This window comes from Ectothiorhodospiraceae bacterium BW-2 (genome assembly GCA_008375315.1).
In the GTDB taxonomy this organism is placed as follows: domain Bacteria; phylum Pseudomonadota; class Gammaproteobacteria; order Thiohalomonadales; family Thiohalomonadaceae; genus BW-2.
In genome coordinates, this window is record CP032507.1 from 177,582 (window position 1) to 194,020 (window position 16,439).

General features: G+C 56.1%; 16 protein-coding genes and 2 pseudogenes. 13 read left to right on the forward strand and 5 right to left on the reverse strand.

Annotation, left to right across the window (positions count from 1 at the left end; all coding sequences use genetic code 11):
* The first annotated feature begins 109 nt into the window (after nucleotides 1–109).
* The 4 genes from D5085_00720 (at nucleotide 110) to D5085_00735 (ending at nucleotide 3,427) form a co-directional block, all read left to right on the forward strand.
* Nucleotides 110–526, forward strand: a complete 417-nt coding sequence (locus tag D5085_00720) for a formylglycine-generating enzyme family protein (GenBank protein QEP41797.1) — start codon at nucleotides 110–112, stop codon at nucleotides 524–526.
* 124 nt (nucleotides 527–650) lie between these two features.
* Nucleotides 651–1,190: a hypothetical protein gene (locus D5085_00725; GenBank protein QEP41798.1), complete on the forward strand. Its 540-nt coding sequence runs from the start codon at nucleotides 651–653 to the stop codon at nucleotides 1,188–1,190.
* Nucleotides 1,191–1,322: 132 nt separating this feature from the next.
* Entirely contained in the window at nucleotides 1,323–2,630 is a 1,308-nt protein-coding gene (locus tag D5085_00730; protein ID QEP41799.1) for an integrase, read from the forward strand.
* Complete coding sequence (locus D5085_00735; GenBank protein ID QEP41800.1) at nucleotides 2,630–3,427, forward strand: ATP-binding protein; 798 nt, start codon at nucleotides 2,630–2,632, stop codon at nucleotides 3,425–3,427. Before D5085_00730 ends, D5085_00735 begins: the two co-directional genes overlap by 1 nt.
* A gap of 376 nt (nucleotides 3,428–3,803) precedes the next feature.
* Here the strand turns inward: D5085_00735 and D5085_00740 are convergent, their stop codons facing one another.
* From D5085_00740 to D5085_00760, 5 genes are all read right to left on the reverse strand, one after another.
* Nucleotides 3,804–4,379, reverse strand: coding sequence for a hypothetical protein (locus D5085_00740; protein QEP41801.1), 576 nt, complete (start codon nucleotides 4,377–4,379; stop codon nucleotides 3,804–3,806).
* Nucleotides 4,376–4,792, reverse strand: a complete 417-nt coding sequence (locus D5085_00745; GenBank protein ID QEP41802.1) for a hypothetical protein — start codon at nucleotides 4,790–4,792, stop codon at nucleotides 4,376–4,378. Before D5085_00745 ends, D5085_00740 begins: the two co-directional genes overlap by 4 nt.
* Nucleotides 4,793–5,167: 375 nt before the next feature.
* Nucleotides 5,168–6,172 carry a transposase gene (locus D5085_00750; GenBank protein ID QEP41803.1) on the reverse strand — a complete coding sequence of 335 codons (1,005 nt, stop codon included), beginning with the start codon at nucleotides 6,170–6,172 and terminating at the stop codon, nucleotides 5,168–5,170.
* Nucleotides 6,106–6,363, reverse strand: a complete 258-nt coding sequence (locus tag D5085_00755; protein QEP41804.1) for a transposase — start codon at nucleotides 6,361–6,363, stop codon at nucleotides 6,106–6,108. Before D5085_00755 ends, D5085_00750 begins: the two co-directional genes overlap by 67 nt.
* Nucleotides 6,360–6,746, reverse strand: coding sequence for a hypothetical protein (locus D5085_00760; GenBank protein ID QEP41805.1), 387 nt, complete (start codon nucleotides 6,744–6,746; stop codon nucleotides 6,360–6,362). The genes D5085_00755 and D5085_00760 overlap by 4 nt, the downstream gene beginning before the upstream one ends.
* 83 nt (nucleotides 6,747–6,829) lie before the next feature.
* Between D5085_00760 and D5085_00765 the strand changes: the two are divergent.
* The 9 genes and pseudogenes from D5085_00765 to D5085_00805 all read left to right on the forward strand — a co-directional run bounded on the left by D5085_00765 (nucleotide 6,830) and on the right by D5085_00805 (nucleotide 16,427).
* Nucleotides 6,830–9,175 (forward strand): annotated as a pseudogene (locus tag D5085_00765) (DUF4815 domain-containing protein).
* A 12-nt stretch (nucleotides 9,176–9,187) separates the two neighbouring features.
* Complete coding sequence (locus D5085_00770; GenBank protein QEP41806.1) at nucleotides 9,188–9,445, forward strand: VrlD; 258 nt, start codon at nucleotides 9,188–9,190, stop codon at nucleotides 9,443–9,445.
* A gap of 248 nt (nucleotides 9,446–9,693) precedes the next feature.
* The gene (locus D5085_00775; GenBank protein QEP41807.1) at nucleotides 9,694–10,656 is read left to right on the forward strand and encodes an amidoligase; all 963 of its coding nucleotides are present in this window, start codon (nucleotides 9,694–9,696) and stop codon (nucleotides 10,654–10,656) included.
* 11 nt (nucleotides 10,657–10,667) lie between these two features.
* Nucleotides 10,668–11,189 (forward strand): DUF5049 domain-containing protein, encoded by a 522-nt coding sequence (locus D5085_00780; GenBank protein ID QEP41808.1) that lies wholly within the window; start codon nucleotides 10,668–10,670, stop codon nucleotides 11,187–11,189.
* Nucleotides 11,174–11,971, forward strand: coding sequence for a glucosamine 6-phosphate synthetase (locus D5085_00785; GenBank protein ID QEP41809.1), 798 nt, complete (start codon nucleotides 11,174–11,176; stop codon nucleotides 11,969–11,971). The genes D5085_00780 and D5085_00785 overlap by 16 nt, the downstream gene beginning before the upstream one ends.
* Nucleotides 11,968–12,492: a gamma-glutamylcyclotransferase gene (locus D5085_00790; GenBank protein QEP41810.1), complete on the forward strand. Its 525-nt coding sequence runs from the start codon at nucleotides 11,968–11,970 to the stop codon at nucleotides 12,490–12,492. Before D5085_00785 ends, D5085_00790 begins: the two co-directional genes overlap by 4 nt.
* A gap of 157 nt (nucleotides 12,493–12,649) precedes the next feature.
* On the forward strand, nucleotides 12,650–12,883 hold the full coding sequence (locus tag D5085_00795; GenBank protein ID QEP41811.1) for a helix-turn-helix domain-containing protein: 234 nt from the start codon (nucleotides 12,650–12,652) through the stop codon (nucleotides 12,881–12,883).
* 53 nt (nucleotides 12,884–12,936) lie between these two features.
* Complete coding sequence (locus D5085_00800) at nucleotides 12,937–16,263, forward strand: SAM-dependent DNA methyltransferase (GenBank protein ID QEP41812.1); 3,327 nt, start codon at nucleotides 12,937–12,939, stop codon at nucleotides 16,261–16,263.
* Nucleotides 16,260–16,427 (forward strand): annotated as a pseudogene (locus D5085_00805) (DUF3644 domain-containing protein). The gene D5085_00800 and the pseudogene D5085_00805 overlap by 4 nt, the downstream one beginning before the upstream one ends.
* Nucleotides 16,428–16,439: the final 12 nt, after the last annotated feature.

Below are 16,439 nucleotides of genomic sequence, written 5' to 3' on the forward strand. Positions count from 1 at the left end.
CAAATTACTTGACAGCTTCCGGCGCCTTGCCGAGCAGAAAGCGCACGCCAAAAATGCCCTCGCGGATATTGCCAAAAATATAGTGACCATCCCCAAAGGCTGTTTTCAGATGGGTGAAGGGGCGAAAAGTGATTATGAAAAACCGGCACACCAAGTCTGTGTCGAGAGCTTTAAGTTAAGCAAATATGAAGTCACCCAGGCGCAGTGGCAGGCGGTGATGGGTAGTAATCCCAGCAACTTTAGTGGCTGTGCCACCTGTCCGGTGGAAAAAGTCAGTTGGGATGATATTCAGACTTTTCTGCAAAAGCTGAACGGGTTAACCAGCAAGCGCTATCGCCTGCCGAGTGAAGCGCAGTGGGAGTACGCCTGTCGTGGTGGCAAAAGCGGCCAAACCTACTGCGGTGGCAACAGTGAAAACAGCGTGGCGTGGTACGATGGTAATAGCAACGACAAGACCCACCCCGTGGGTGGGGCTGTAACGACCCACAAAATCAAAGGGCACTACAGCCGAAATGACCCGCTCTGACAAAGAGGTTCTTTTTCAATTCACTTGCTAGCAGTCTGGGACGGAAAGAAGAAAAACAGAGGGTATCTCCCTGCGGTAAAATGTGACAATTTGCCGTCATCGCACGCAACCGAAAGGAGTACCCATGTCGCGTATTGTGCCCAATATCACCACTCTTGAGCAACACCATCAGCAACTTCAGGTCAATCCGGAGCAATATTTTCCGGATTGCTGCCCGCCCTGTGGCAAAACACAACTGTGGAGCCATGGCGTCTATTTTCGCTATCCGGATCGAGGGTTGGAGAGTCAGGGGGTTTATAACCCTTGCCCAATTCCCCGCTTTTTTTGCCCGGCATGTAAGCGAACCTGCTCCCGTTTACCCGAATGTATTCCGCCCCGACGCTGGTATCTTTGGATTATCCAGCAACAGATGCTGTTAGCCGTGCTATGTGGCCAGTCATTTAATGCCGTCAGTCAACAATTTTTGCCGTCGCGTCGCACCTTAACCCGCTGGTGGGGCTGGCTGGACGAGAAGAGTCAGCTGTACCGTTTCAGGCTGGCCACTTTTTTCCCACAGCAGGAGCGCTACAGCCATTTTGAAACTTACTGGCAGCAAGCGCTGAAGAGTGTAGGGTTGTCAAAATGTATGGCAACCCTCGATAGAACAGGGGTGATTGTCCCGTGAACTGACAACTTTTTTGCGGGTTAAGATACGATAACCTACTGTTATTATTAACCCCACACTGTTTAGCAACTCCCGCTTTTAGATCGTTTGTTATTTAATCCCTCGCTCTTTAATTAACCATTGGAGCAACACATGAATAGCAATGATCCCATCGCCCTGTTTCGCTTTAGCGTGATTGGCAGTTTAATCAGCCAGACACTGCGGCAGGGCGATTTAAAACAAGAGCTGGAGAAACTGGCGCAGAGAACTTGGGCGATTCCCAATAGTCACCGTACGCAGTTAAGCGCCAAAACCATTGAGGGGTGGTACTATCTCTACCTCAAACAGGGGCTGGAAGGGCTCGTTCCCAAGCCCAGGCTCGACAAAGGTGCCTCTAAATTATCCCCCTCACTGCAGCAGCAAATCATTTTAGCGAAAAAAGAGAACCTCAAGCGCTCTGTCCGACAGTTGGTTCGACTGATGGAGGAGCGGGGCGAGGTGCCAAAAGGGTCGCTGTCGCGCTCGACCGTACACCGCTTGCTGCAACAGCACGGGCTCTCTGCGGTGCGTGGCGGTGAGTCAGAACCTCAAGAGTATCGCGCCTTTGAGGCGGAGTTTGCCGGTGATATTTGGTACAGTGATGCGATGCATGGCCCCAAGGTGATGCATGAGGGTCGCTTGCGCAAAGTCTATCTTATCAGCCTGATGGATGATGCCTCCCGGCTGGTGCCCCATGGCGCTTTCTGTTTAGGCGAAACGGCTCTGGATGTGGAAGGGGTACTCAAACAGGCGGTATTAAAACGCGGCCTCCCCAAAAAACTGGTCATTGATAACGGAGCGGCCTATCGGGCTGACTCGCTAAAAGGGATTTGCGCCCGGTTAGGGATAGCTTTAATCCACTGCCGCCCCTACGCCCCGCAAGGAAAAGGCAAACTGGAACGGTGGCACCGAACCGTCAGAGCCCAATTTCTGTCGGAACTCAGGCTTGAGTCGATGACGCTGCCCCAATTAAACAGCCTCTGGTGGGCTTGGTTGGAGCAGCACTACCATACGGCACAGCACAGTGCTTTAAACGACTCACCCATTCTCCGCTATCAGCGCGATTTAAGTCGGATTCGCCCTTTGGGGGAGAAAGCGACACAACTGGACGATATCTTCTACTACCGAGTTGAGCGCAAAGTGCGTAGAGATGGAGCGGTCAGTTATGAGGGGGTGCGTTATGAGGTCGATTATGCCCTCAGTGGTAAAACCGTGACGCTGGTAGTCGACCCGCATACTCAAACGGTTAAACGGGTTGTCGATGCCGATGGAAACCCAATCAGTTCAGCCACTTTAGAGGATAAGCTGGCCAACACCCATCGCCGCCGCCAGCGTAAAAGTGAAGCCGTCGCTGAGAACCACAGTAGCGGCCCCTCACCGGTCGATCTGGCCGCACAACGCCACTACGGAGGGGAGTCCTAATGCGTACCTTACATCACTTTGGATTCAAACACTTCCCACTCGATCAGCGTCAAGAAAACTTGTGGCATGATGAGACGCACGAGCGGCTGAAAAACCGGTTTCAGTGGTTATTGGAGTCTCCCGGAGTCGGACTGTTAACCGGAGAGCCGGGGGTGGGCAAAACCGCTTGGCTACGCCATCTCACCGAAGGACTGAATCCTCACAGTTATCAGCTTATCTATCTGGCCGAAACCGATTTTGGCCGGGTCGATATCTATCGGGCGCTGGCACTAGAGCTCGGACTGGAGCCGGCATATCGCCGAGCCCAATTGTGGCGTGATATTAAGCAACGAATTGAAGAGCTCACGACCCATCAGGCGCTGTTACCGATCTGGATTATCGATGAAGCACAAAATCTGCCCACTGCTTTTTTTCGCGATTTTCCGGCCTTCATTAACTTTGCCTTTGATTCGAAAGAGCTGTTAACCGTTTGGTTTGTCGGTCACCCCTATCTGGCGACTTTGCTGGAGCGACAACCCTATAATGCTTTAAACAGTCGGATCCATGTGCGGTTACAGCTTAAACCGGTGACTGAACGCCAGCTATTCCGGCAGCTCATTGAACACGCTTTTGAAAGTGCCGGTGCGTCTCAGACCCTGCTCTCCGATTCGGGAATAGAGTTGCTACATCAAGCTTCGGGAGGGATTCCCCGCCGTGCTGCCCGTTTATTGAAAACCTCGTTAAATCTGGCAGCGGAAAAAGGGATGAATCATCTACCCGATGAGTTAATCCAGGCCGCTATTGAGGAGTTGCGTTAGGGGCAATCTAGCGTTATCCACAATTCGCTCCTCTGAAGACCCTTATATATCGTAAGGGGAGCGGGTTGTGGGTAACGCGGCCAACCACAAATAGAGCGGGACGAGTCTGTGATGGATTTGTCCCGTTTTGTTTTGGGGTGAGGTGTGCTCTGTTTTAGCGTGGGACTTTGCTTCTGTCTCATCTAAAAAAGGGCGGGACAAATCTCCTTGGAGAGTGTGGGACGGTACAGTTATTCAGTTTAGCGACTATGGTCAATAATTAACCAATAGAAGCGATATTGACCACCCTAAGGAGAGTGAGTGTTTCGAAAAAAAATTTCATTTTGCCACCATTTCATCTGCAACTAACTTCGTCTCCGCCATTTGATTAAATATATTAACTTAGCAAAATTGAGCTGACCCAATCTGGTAATATCCGAGCACTATATTTAATCTTACCATGTTGAATCAACAATACCCTTTTGAAAGGCTGCTCTGTTGATGAATTATCAATAACATGGATCTGATCACAAAGAGCAATCGATTTTTTCACATTTTGTAAGGTTTTTGGGATTCTTTTTAGGACCTTGGATTCGGGTACAAAATGCCCCCCTTCCCTAACACGTTGAGCAATCCTTGCCTGATTTAGCATCGTCATATGGAGATGAATAAAAACCATAATAACCTCATAACCCAGCGCTTTTGCCTGTGCAACAAAGTCTATTTTTGACGGGTGAGAGTAGACTGTTTCAAAGCAAAAACTGGCACCAGATAGCAGTAATTGAGTTCGAAGCTCTTCGGCCAATTTCGCCGCATCGTAACTATGCTCTTCCGGGTTCTCCGGATAGGTTTCTTTAGCTATTCGATCGGCATTGACAAAGGGTAGATTGAGCGGCTCCAGATAGAGCGAGTAGAATGTGCTTTTTCCGGCTCCATTACCTCCAACCAATATCCAAAGCTGCTTTTTATTCAACGCTCGGCAGTATCAATCGGTACGAATTGGCCGTTTTCGAAAGAGCCCACAGAACGCTCTCCCCCTTTCTCAATCTGCTCAATATAGCCGGGATATTGCTCGGAGGCCTGATAAACAAGAGGGGCTGACGTCAATTTTCGTGCAAGCTCGCCGCTGGTGCGATCGCATTCTAACTCCGCAAAAACGGTGTCAGGATTTATAGGTTGACCAACTGTTGGCTCAACTTTGATTCTGGCAAGCCCCATAGAGACTTTTAGTAATGTATCCGCATCTAAATATCGATTAATTTGTCGTCCAAGCGACGCCCAATATTCAATCTGTTCAGCTGCACTTCGGTGCAATTGCGAACCAGTTAGTGTTGCGGCCTGCATTAACTCTTCCTGAAGACGAACCGGTGAGGCTGCTTTTGCCATTCATACCTCCGTTTTTAATATCGTTGCCAGTGACTATATGACTAATTGTAGCATACTGCTACACAAAATCTCGTTTTTTTGTTGATTCCAGCAAGTCTTGCTGACCTTGAGACTGTGATCGATAAACAAACAAGCGCTCAAGCAGCATTTCAAAAAAATCCACGGCATTTTGATAGCCTTACAATCGCACACCACATATTCCCCATCTTACTACCCGCAAATACAATCCCAAATTCAGCCGGCCCAACTACCCTCGTCTCCAGTTCTCGATCACCAATCGGACCAAAGCAGCCTGAACGTAACCTTACGCCACCATAGCGTGACAGCCCCGGAGCCGGCCTGATAGACTTAAACAGATGGAGGGAGTGGGCTCGGCTAAGCCGCAGCCTTCAGGGGAACTGATAGCGATGCCAGCGTCTGCTGATAGTTCCAAGGGAACCACAACTGTGGGTGGCGATTAACCTGATGGACATAATGCTGTAGCGCCACCAAATAATCAAACGGATTGACCTTAGCCAAATAGCAAGTAGCGACCAGAGAGAGAATGACATCGGCGACACCGGCTCCGCCGAGCGTTCTGAAGAAGAGACTGTTACGCCGTCCCCGAATCACCAGCTTGAGCATGCGCTCCATCTGGTTATTATCGATTTGCGCCCCCTCAATGCGGCAAAATCCGGTCAATTTGTCGTAGTGGTTGAGCAGATAGCGGATCGCTTTGCCCAGCGGACTGTTTTCCTCGACATCGCCACTCTCAATCTGCGCCTCGCCCCACTGTTTGAGCTGCGCCATCAGCGGCAGTGAGTGCTGCTGATGGTAAGCCAGCCGCTCTGCCGGGGTGTACTTCTCCTCCTTGCAGTGAGCATCGTGGTGCCACACCGGGTCGTAGAGCGCTAACACCCATGGGCCGTTATCCGGATGCAGCTCTGCCACATCCTCAAACCCCCGCCTACAGTGGCTGTTGCAGAATGTATCGTGTCGCTGTGTTTCATCCAGCACCGTAGGCAGATTGCGACTGAGCGCATCGCACATGATAGTGGGTTTGGGTAACCCAGGATGGCGCAGACGCAGAATCTCATCGATCAACTCTCCGGCATGGCCGATATCGGTCTGGTAGAGCACGATTTGTTGGCCACTCTCCAGTGTCGCGATTACGCCGGAAGTGAAAGTACCGCTGCGGGATTTAAGTTGACCGCTCCGTCTGTCAGGCTTCAGAATCGTGCCCTGATTCAAAATCCGGTTGGGTGTGTCATCCAGATGGTGCCATTTTACCAAATTTGAGAGGAGTTGGCGTAGTTGTTGTGCCTTAATCGCACTTATCGGCTCTGCTGGGCGAGGCAACCCCGATATTTGCCTTTGGAGAGGCGTTTGGTCATCAGCCAGTAGCCATTGTTCTCATAGACCAGCAGGCGAATCATCGTTTTGGAGCGGTTAATAAAGGCAAACACGGTGCCCGAGCGCGGCTGTTGGCCGAGTTGGTGTTGGCACAGCGCGACAAAGCCGTCGATGCCACGGCGAAAATCAGCCGGTGCTGTCGCTATCATCACCGGAGTCTGTTCTGTGAGGTAGATCATGAGTTAGCTCCCATCTGACTGAGCAGGGGCAGTAGTTGCCGCCATTGTTCCGGTGATAACTCGCCCTCCACACTCAATGGTCGACCGGTAGTGGTTTCGGTCGTCCATTTGAGAGCTAGAAGAGGTTCGCTAGTCGGCTCTGACGGTTCAAGCGCGATGAATCCCGGGATGGTGTCGTTCTCCTCCCGGCTCTTCTTCCAGCTGCTGAGTTGACGGTAATTGATGCGCAGCGCTTTGAGTATGTGGCTCACCGGGTAGTGGCCTATTAACGCTACGGTTTGTTGTTGCAGCGCCTCGGGAATTCGGCTTCGCGCGCTCTTTTCCGGGTTCTCCCGCCAATCTTTAAAGGCCTGCGATACGGCTGCTAGGGTGGGGTTCGGCATCTCTGTTCTCCTCTGTGGTTCATCAGGGGAGTAGTGAAACAAATTTTTCGGGGCTTTTTACGCTATGGTGGCGTAAGGTTACCAACCATCCGGCGGCCGGAAACTACTTCTATCTGGTGACCGTCTACAACGCCACCGGCGAGACGGCCTTCAACGCCGCTGCGGTCATTGCCCGGGCCACCGCAGCCGGGGAGATGAACAAGCTCTCCTGGCTACCGGTCAGCGGCGCGACCGGCTATCGCGTCTACCGGGCCGCCACCAACGGCGCACGCACCGACTACAAGCGCCTGATGGAGCTGGGCAGCGAGGCGATCTCCTACGTCGACGACGGCGTCGAGGAAACCACCACCGCTTCGCCTCCGGCCACCAACACGGCCGGGCTCACCATGTCGCCGGTCCAGCTCGAGCTGGGTAACCTCAACGTGATCAACTTCGGGCGCGGCAGCCTCGGCGATCAGCCGGTGAACGGCTCCAACTGCAGCCTGGACTACGACTATTACCTCGGTCGCCGCGACATCGTTTACGCCACCACCACCGAGATCAAGCGGCTGGAAGGGGCTCCGGCGGATTTCCCGAAGCTGCCCATCGTGCCGGAAAACGCCCTGGGGCTGTGCAGCATCGACTGCCCGCCCAACTCCACCGACATGGAGATCCGCAACTTCGGCCTGACCCGCATCACCATGGACCAGATCCACGACATCATTCAGGATGTCGAGGACCTGAAGTACAACGATGCCCAGTACCAGATGAACAACGAGCTACAGAACCGGGACGCCCAGACCAAGAAAGGCATCTACTCGGACGACTTTTCGAACACCGCTCAGTCGGACATCTACCACGCCGAATGGGACGCCCGGGTCAACGAGATCGCCCGGTTCGTCGCGCCGGACCGTATTCCGCACTCCACGGTGCTCTCGGTCGATCAGGTGGGCAGCAACGCGAGCTTCTTCGGCAGCCTGGCGCTGTTGCCGGGCAACGAGACCGCGCTGGTGGAGCAGAACGATTGGTCCGAGGAGCGCAACATCAACCCTTACGCCGTGTTCGACAAGCCCCCGGCCATGCTCCAGATCACGCCCAACCTCGGGCGGCGGGGCCAGACCGGGATCGCCGTCACCGGTATCAACTTCACCCCGAGCAAGTCCGGCATCGTGCTGCGCTGCGATGGCCAGGTGATGGCCAGCAACCTGATCAGCGACGAGGCCGGTCGGGTCAGCGCCTCCTTCACCATTCCGACCAATGCCCGCAACGGCAACCGCATCGTGGAGATGGCCGACGGCGTCTACTCGGCCAGGGCCAGTCTGCAGATCAACGATCCGCTGGTCATCACCCGCATCGAGCGCATCATCGAGAACCGCATCATCCGCGTGCCCGTGGTGCAGGTAGTCTGGCGCACCCAGACCATCTTCGTGCCCCGCGACCCGCTGGCCCAGACCTTCAGCTTCACCCAAAACCAGGTGATCTCCAGCATCGGGCTTCAGTTCACCGCCAGGGACCCGAGCATCCCGGTCACGGTGCAGATTCGCGGCGTCACCACCGGTCTGCCCAACGGCGTGGTGTTCGCCGAAAAGGTGTTGGCCCCGAACGAGATCAGCCTGAGCGGCGAGACCCGCATCCGCTTCGACGACCCGTTCTACGCCGAGGCCAACACCAGCTATTCCGTGGTGCTGCTGACCAACAGCACAAACTACAAGGTGCGCACCGCCACCCTGGGCAAGATGGGCCGCTGGGGCATCATCACCCGTCAGACCTACATGGAGGGCGTGCTGCTGGAGAGCTCCAACGCCGAGACCTGGACGCCGCTCAACGGCTCCGACCTTGCGATGAAGATCTACGGCTACAACTTTCAGTCCGAAGGGATGATCCGCTTCCAGCCGATCACCGGCGTGCAGTTCTCCGACATCAACCTCGACGAATACTCGGCCATCCCGCAGGGCACCGGCCTCGACTGGGAATACTCCACCGACGGCGGCGTGACCTGGGACGCCATGGTTCCCGCCGAGGAGGAACGGTTGCCCAACCTCGCCGCCCGGGTCCAGATCCGCGTGCGCCTGAGCAGCTCGCTTGCCAACGACACCCCAGCCATCAACTTTCGCGACGTCAACCTGGTGGGCTACCTCAACAAGACCACCGGGGCCTACCTGACCCGCGAGAACGAGCTGACCCAGGGGGTGGAATCGACCAAGGCCTATGTGCAGATGCAGATCCCCAGCGGCACCACCCTGCAATGGTTCGCCAGCAACGACGGCGGCCTGACCTGGGAGGCGATGACCATCCAGGACACCCGGCCCATCGACGAGAACTGGACCGAGTACACCCTGGTGCGCACCTTCACCGACAACACCGGCAACAAAGTCCGCTACAAGGCCGAGATGACCGGCACGCCGCTGATCTACCCGCGCATCCATTCGCTGGGCGCGACCCTGAGCTAAGGAGGCACGGCCATGATTGTTCGACGCAAAGGCGGCCTGACCGAGTTCATCCCCACGCCGCAGGAGAAGCGCGACGGCCTGATCCGCGACCACGCTCTGGGCCTGCTGGAAAATCTGCACCAGCGCCTGGCGCGGCTGGAACGGGCATCAAAGCTCCCGGCCGACGAAGCGGAGGCCTTCACGGCGCTGCTGGCGCGGATGCGGGCCGACGAGTCGCGCAACCTCGAGCTGCACGCCAGCCTGATCACCGGCGAAACCGCTTCCGGCTGACCGGCTCACTGCCACCGCTAACCCAGAAACCCCGGATACGGCCAGCCCGTTCCGGGGTTTCTGCCGCCTGTGCGCCGCTCAATCCGACCAAGTTCGCAAGTCATTGAAAATAAACGTGTTAAATGTCGGCTTCGGCTGTTCTTCTACTTGATTTGTGTCCGGAAAGAAGCATTCATTCATGGTGTAAGCAGAGGCTAAAAAGCCCTGCCAGACAACGACTTAGAAGCGCTATGAACGACGGAGGCACCATGAACCTGAAAGAGATCCACTACGGGATCGAGATCGAGACCGTAAAACGCACCCGGGAACAGATCGCCTGGGCCATCCACTCGGTGGTGGGCGGCACGGTCCGCCATGTCGGCATTCCCAGCAGCTATGACCCCTGGGAGGTCGAGGACCTGCGCGGCCGTGTCTGGAAGGTGGTGGGGGACGCCTCCCTGACCAGCGTCCCGGCCCATCTGCGGGCCGAGGTGGTCAGCCCGGTGCTCGGCTACGACGACATCCCGCAACTGCAGGAGGCGGTCCGGGCCATCCGCCGCGCCGGGGGCAAGATCAACAGCCAGTGCGGCATCCACATCCATATCGACGCCGCGCCCTTCGACGGCAGGCACCTGGGTAACCTGGCCAAGATCATCTACAAGCAGGAACCGCTGATCCTCCACGCCCTCGGCATCAGCCGCGACCGGCTCAACCGCTACACCCGGCCGGTCAGCGACGAGCTGATCCAGCGCATCGAACAGCATCGCCCCCGCACCAAGGACCAGCTCAACCGCATCTGGTACGGCTACCACAACCGCCAGCCCCAGCACTACGACAACAGCCGCTACCACGGGGTCAACCTGCACAACGTCTGGTACCGGGGCACGGTGGAGTTCCGCTGGTTCGAGGCGACCCTCCACGCGGGACGGATCAAGGCCTACCTGCAGTTCTGCCTCGCCGTCGCCGCCAAGGCGCTCAATGGGCGGGCCGCCTCCAGCCGCAAGCGGGACTTCGATCCCCAGAGCGCCAAGTACGACTTCCGGGTCTTCCTGCTCCACCTCGGCCTGATCGGCAACGAGTTCAAGACCGCCCGCAAGCATCTGATGGCCAACATGCCCGGCGACGCCGCCTTCAAGAACGGACGGCCCAAACCGGAGGACGTCCTTCCAGATGAAACCGAAACCACCACTCTCACCAACGAGGCCGGGCAAGTTCCCGGCCTCACTGTTTAAGGAGGTGCCCAATGAAGATCCTGATCCGCTCCACCACGCTGGACGGCGAACCGATCCCTGGCAGCGGGGAAACCCTGCAAGCCGCCGACTGCCTCGAAGTTGTCGAGCTGATGCGCGGTCAGACGCCGTTTACCGCCAGCCGAGCGCCCCGGGACTACATGACCGAGGTGCTCTCCGGCATCGAAGGCGGGCCGACCCAGCCATTGCCGGAGGACGCCGCTGCTGCGGCCGCCGAGTTTCTCACCCGTCTGGCCCGGCACGGCCTGATCGAGTTTCTGCCCGACGACAAGGCCAGCGATCCCTGGCCGGAACGCTTCCTCGAAGCCCTGGAGACGGTGCGGCTCTCCGGTCGCACCAACATGCTCGACCACCCGGAGGTGACCCGGCTGACCGCCGAGATAGGCTACCCGGAGGTGGCCGAGTGGCTGGCCGACCACCGGCGCGAATACGCGGCCTTCGTCCTTGAGGGGACGAGACCGCTTGGCAAGAACTTCGGCGGCAAGGAGGACCCGGCTCCATGTGCGGACAAGTAGGCATCATCTTCGGCCGCAAGCGCAGACGGCCCGACGAGCGGGATTACCTGCGCGAGGTCTTCATCCGCATGCTGCTGCACAGCGAGGAGCGCGGCCCGCACGCCTCCGGTCTGGCCTGGCTCAAGACCGACGGCAGCCACCGCATCTTCAAACGGCCGATGCGGGCGCACGAGCTGGTGTACGAGAAGCCATTCCAGGAGCTGCTCGGGCAGGTCAACAACGAGACCACCATCCTCATGGGCCACACCCGTTGGCGCACCCGAGGCAACGAGTTCAACAACCGCAACAACCATCCCATCCGGGCCGGGATCGTCATCGGCACCCACAACGGCACCATCTATAACGCCGATTATCTGTTCCGCCGTCTCGGACTGCCGCGCTACGCCGAGGTGGACAGCGAGCTGATCTTCCGCCTGGCCGACCGCTTCGCGCCCGAAGGCCCCATTGACCAGCAGGGGCTGAAGAAGGCGCTCGCCCTCTGTCGCGGCCAGATGAGCGCCGTGCTGGCCTCGCGGCTCGACCCCGGCACCATCACCGTGCTCAAGGGCAACAAGCCGCTCTCCCTGCGCATCCACCGCCAGCACCGGGTGGTGCTCTACGCCTCGGACGACGCCTTCATCGACTTTGCCGTGGACAGCGAGAAAGGCTGGCGCGAGCTGGAGGTGCCGCCCATGACCATGCTCACCATCCGTCACGGGGATGTGCGGGCCATCGAAAACAGCGAATTCCGCTTCATCCCCCAGGAGCGCAAAGGGATTTTGCCCGAAGGAGTGAATGCATGAACATTGGAGACAGCGTAAAGCTGAACACAAACCCGGAAGACAGTCCCGAGACCATCCTCCGGCTCTTCGTCTACGGCACCCTGAAAAGGGGCTACTGGAACCATCAACGCTTCTGCGCCCAGGCCCGCAGCATCGAACCGGCCGTGGTCTGGGGCAGGCTCTATCATCTCCACGCCGGTTTTCCGGCCCTCGAAGTGCCGGAGGGACTGATCCTGGCCAGGGGCACCGCCGATCCACTGACCGACGCTCGCAGGCAGCAGGAGGTCGGCACGCCACGATTCGGCCGCCCGACCGGTGACTGGGATCTGATCCATGGGGAGCTGATGACCTTCACCGACCCGCAGCGCGACCTGCCGCCCATCGACCGGCTGGAAGGCTTTCGGCCCGGTGGGCAAAGCATGTATCAGCGAGTGATGGTGGCGGTGTTGTGTGGGCGCACTTCGATCCCAGCTTGGACCTACTGGATGCCATGCCCCTCTTACGCGGAGAGAGTCGCCAGCGGCGAGTGGTTACGCCCGTGAGCAGACCTTTGCGGCTTTATCCGGACGAAAACGTTTGACAATCGGCCCCTGCCTAAATATATTAAAGGATGTTTTAACTTGGGGAAGCTCCGCCCAGCATCCCCGTTACCGCCTCTGGCGTGGCAAGAAAACCAATCGCCCTTGAGGAGTTGGAGATATGGCCGAGATAGAAGACCGCTGGTTATCAGTAGACGAGATAGGCAAGTACCTCGGTGTCAGTAGTGACACCGTTTACCGCTGGATCGACAAGCATGCGATGCCCGCCCATCGCATGGGCCGTCTTTGGAAATTCAAGAAAGACGAAGTGGACGATTGGGTGAAGGCTGGCGGCGCGGCGGAACAGGGTAAAACAACCTCAAAAACCACCGCTGCAACAAAGAAGAGCGAATAGTTATATGAGAATACAAAAAAGAGGTTTTAACGGAAGGATTCACGAGGTGCCGAATGCCTAAGCTGTCATTAGCCAAACTCGAACGCCATCTCTATGGCGCTGCTGATATCCTCCGCCGCGAAGGAATGGATGCGGCCACCTATAAAGATTTCATTTTCGGGATGCTGTTCCTCAAGCGATGCTCTGACGTTTTCGAGCCAGCCTATGAAAAAATCGTTGCGAGAAAAGTCGCTCAAGGAATGAGCCGAGAGGATGCCGAAGCGAATTATGGCGAGAATCCTGATTTTTATGATGAATTCTTTGTCCCTGGTCGGGCTCGCTGGTCGCACCTGCAGGGCAAGCTAAACGATGCTTCGGAGCCGTTTGGTGCAGTTCTGGACAAAGCGCTGGCGGCCTTGAGTGAATCCAACGAGTCGTTGCAGCACGTTCTGGACCACATCCAATTCATGAAGGTCCAGAGCAACAAGCGCATTGTGTCCGATGAGGCTTGTAAAGAACTGGTGCGTCATTTCAATCGCTACCGCTTGCGCAGTGAGGACTTTCAATTTTCCGACCTGCTTGGCTCTGCGTATGAGTTCCTCATCAACATGTTTGCGGAATCGGCTGGTAAGAAAGGCGGGGACTTCTATACACCCCGTGATGTGATCCGCTTGATGGTCCGGGTACTGAATCCCACCCCAGGAATGAGTATCTATGATCCCACGTGCGGTTCCGGCGGCATGCTAATCATTAGCCGCGAATATATTGAACAATCCGGCGGCGATCCGACCAACCTCCGCCTCTGCGGCCAGGTGAATGATGCCTCTGCTTGGTCAATCTGCAAAATCAACATGCTCCTGCACAGTATTCGCGGCTCTGATATTCGGCTAGAAGATACCCTGCTGCATCCTCTGCACCGGGAAGGCGGGGAACTCGAACGTTTTGACCGAGTGATCGCAAACCCTCCTTTCAGTCAGAACTACACCAAGAGCAACATGGAGTTCCCGGAGCGTTATCGCTGGGGATGGTGTCCGACTTCAGGGAAAAAGGCGGACCTCATGTTCGCCCAGCACATGTTGGCGGTCTGTAAACCCGGCGGCATGGTGGCGACCGTCATGCCGCATGGTGTGCTTTTTCGTGGCGGCGCGGAAAAGGAGATCCGCAAGAAGTTCCTTCAACAGGATTTGCTCGAAGCCATCATCAGCCTGCCGCAAAATCTCTTTTATGGGGCGAGTATTCCAGCCTGCATTCTGATCATGCGATCCAACATCACAGGACAACCCCTCAACCCCAACAAACCGGAAAACCGGCGCGGCAAGGTGCTTTTTATCAATGCGGATGCCGAATATCTGGCAGGTCGGGCACAAAATTATCTGCGGCCTGAAGATATCGAAAAGGTCGCGTCTACCTTCGAGCGCTACGCCGAAGTGCCCGGATATTCCAAGATAGTGACGTTCGACGAAATTGCGGATGGAGCCAATGACTTCAACCTCAATGTCCGCCGCTATGTCGACAATTCACCGCCGCCGGAGCCGCATGATGTCCGTGCGCATCTTGCTGGCGGCATTCCAGTAGCCGAAATCGAAGGGAACAGTGCCCTTTTCGAATCGCTCGGTTTCTCGCCGGATGTCCTCTTCGCTCACAGGCCTAATGATGAGCGATACCGTGACTTCAAGCCGAGCATTACCGAGCGGCCAGCCATCGCCAGACTGATAGAGGCGGATGCCGGATTGCTGGCCCGGACGGGAGCGCTAAGAGACGCGCTTACAGAGTGGTGGGCCTCACAGACTGGCAGCCTGGTCGCGCTGCCACATGGCCGTAACTTGAATGCTGTGCGCTCGGAATTTCTTCGGGGGTTTACCGAAGCGCTGCTGCAACTTGGAGTTCTGAACAATTTCAAGTTATCCGGAGTGGTCGCCGCTTGGTGGACCGAGACCCTGCCGGATTTCAAAACCCTTATTGAAAACGGCTTTTGCGGTGTGGTCGATGGATGGGTCGATGCCATTGCCGACGCCGTGGAAGATGACGACAACGTGGGACCGGCTTTTGATCCTTTCTGTCACAAACTGGTCAAGCGGACTATGGCCGATTACCTCCAGAGAATCGACGATGCCAAATCGGAGATCGCCCGGCTGAAGGGGGAAAAGGAAGCCTTTGAGCAGAGCAATCCGCCGGATGATGCGGATGATGAAGATCTGGCTTCCTGGAACTACGCCAAGGATCTTGAACGCCAGGTCAAAGAGCTGAAGGCTGAATTCAAAGACGCCATCAAAGATCTGACCAGACTTGAAAAGGCCGCGACTAAAAAGAAGGCTACCGATGCCGACCGCCGGGCCGCAGAGGCCGCCAGGCGCGAACTGCAACCCTATTTTGATCAGATGGCAGTCCTTGAGATGGAGCTGGCTCCCTACGAGCAGATCAAGACAGACCTTGCCGCAGCCAGAGCCACTTTCCGCGCCCTTACTAACGCCTTTGTCGACGAGCTGAAAAATCGATGCGCGGCCATGGGCGAGGATGAGAAGCAGGCGCTGGTACTCGAACTTTTTGCTCAGGATCTCCAGGCGGGGCTGGACGGTGCAGTAAGAGACAAGCAGCAGGAACTGACGCGGTTTGCTGAAAACTTGTGGGACAAATATGCTAGATCTCTGTCAGTGCTTACAGAAACCCGGGAGAAAATCTCGATTCTACTTAAAGGCAAATTGAACAAAATGCCTGTCTACAACTCAGATGGCATTGAGGAAACAGCTTCTAATGAAAGCGATGGTGATTGGCAGAAAATGCCGCTGTCTTCGGTTGCCGACATTCGTTTCAGCAGCGTCAATAAGGTTTCTCTACCTGGAGAAGACCCTGTTCGTCTATGTAATTATATCGATGTTTATAATAACGACTATGTCACTAAAGACATGGATTTCATGCGGGCAACCGCTACAAAGTCTGAAATTGATCGCTTTAGGCTGCAGGTCGGCGATGTCATTATAACCAAGGATTCCGAAAAACCTGATGACATCGGAATTCCGACAGTGGTCGACTCAACCGCCTCGGATCTTGTATGTGGGTATCACTTGGCTCTACTTCGTCTAAACCAAGCTGAGGTTGATCCAACCTTTCTATCTAAACAACTGGCGCATCATAGAATCGCTCGATATTTCGGACAACAGGCTAACGGTACAACTCGCTACGGTTTATCTGCGGCAGCTATCGCAAACACTCCTTTACACCTTCCTAGACCAGAAAGCCAGAAAGCGGCAAGCAAACTAATGCGTATGCTGGACGAACACATAAATCAGTCCGAAGCAGTAATTGAGAAGCTCAAGCGATTACGGGCGGGGCTTCAGGAGGATCTTCTAAGTGGGAGCGCAAGTGCTCCAGAGCCAAGCGAGGGAGGGTCAACAGAGGAATGAAGTCACGGTCAAAGGAGCTGCTGGATCGGGCGATAGCGGCAATGATTGCCGCCATCGAAATCTACAACAAGCCGGGGTTCCCCTATCGGACGGAGTCGTTTGCCATCCTTGCCATCAATGGCTGGGAACTTCTGTTCAAGGCCAAGTGGCTCGCCGCAAACCGAGCCGGGAGGATG

Bases quoted from the DNA above. Each gene is read 5' to 3' on its own strand.
- D5085_00720 (QEP41797.1), top strand. From the start codon at position 110: ATGGGTGAAGGGGCGAAAAGTGATTATGAAAAACCGGCACACCAAGTC.
- D5085_00725 (QEP41798.1), top strand. From the start codon at position 651: ATGTCGCGTATTGTGCCCAATATCACCACTCTTGAGCAACACCATCAG.
- D5085_00730 (QEP41799.1), top strand. From the start codon at position 1,323: ATGAATAGCAATGATCCCATCGCCCTGTTTCGCTTTAGCGTGATTGGC.
- D5085_00735 (QEP41800.1), top strand. From the start codon at position 2,630: ATGCGTACCTTACATCACTTTGGATTCAAACACTTCCCACTCGATCAG.
- D5085_00745 (QEP41802.1), bottom strand. From the start codon at position 4,792: ATGGCAAAAGCAGCCTCACCGGTTCGTCTTCAGGAAGAGTTAATGCAG.
- D5085_00755 (QEP41804.1), bottom strand. From the start codon at position 6,363: ATGATCTACCTCACAGAACAGACTCCGGTGATGATAGCGACAGCACCG.
- D5085_00760 (QEP41805.1), bottom strand. From the start codon at position 6,746: ATGCCGAACCCCACCCTAGCAGCCGTATCGCAGGCCTTTAAAGATTGG.
- D5085_00770 (QEP41806.1), top strand. From the start codon at position 9,188: ATGATTGTTCGACGCAAAGGCGGCCTGACCGAGTTCATCCCCACGCCG.
- D5085_00775 (QEP41807.1), top strand. From the start codon at position 9,694: ATGAACCTGAAAGAGATCCACTACGGGATCGAGATCGAGACCGTAAAA.
- D5085_00780 (QEP41808.1), top strand. From the start codon at position 10,668: ATGAAGATCCTGATCCGCTCCACCACGCTGGACGGCGAACCGATCCCT.
- D5085_00785 (QEP41809.1), top strand. From the start codon at position 11,174: ATGTGCGGACAAGTAGGCATCATCTTCGGCCGCAAGCGCAGACGGCCC.
- D5085_00790 (QEP41810.1), top strand. From the start codon at position 11,968: ATGAACATTGGAGACAGCGTAAAGCTGAACACAAACCCGGAAGACAGT.
- D5085_00795 (QEP41811.1), top strand. From the start codon at position 12,650: ATGGCCGAGATAGAAGACCGCTGGTTATCAGTAGACGAGATAGGCAAG.
- D5085_00800 (QEP41812.1), top strand. From the start codon at position 12,937: ATGCCTAAGCTGTCATTAGCCAAACTCGAACGCCATCTCTATGGCGCT.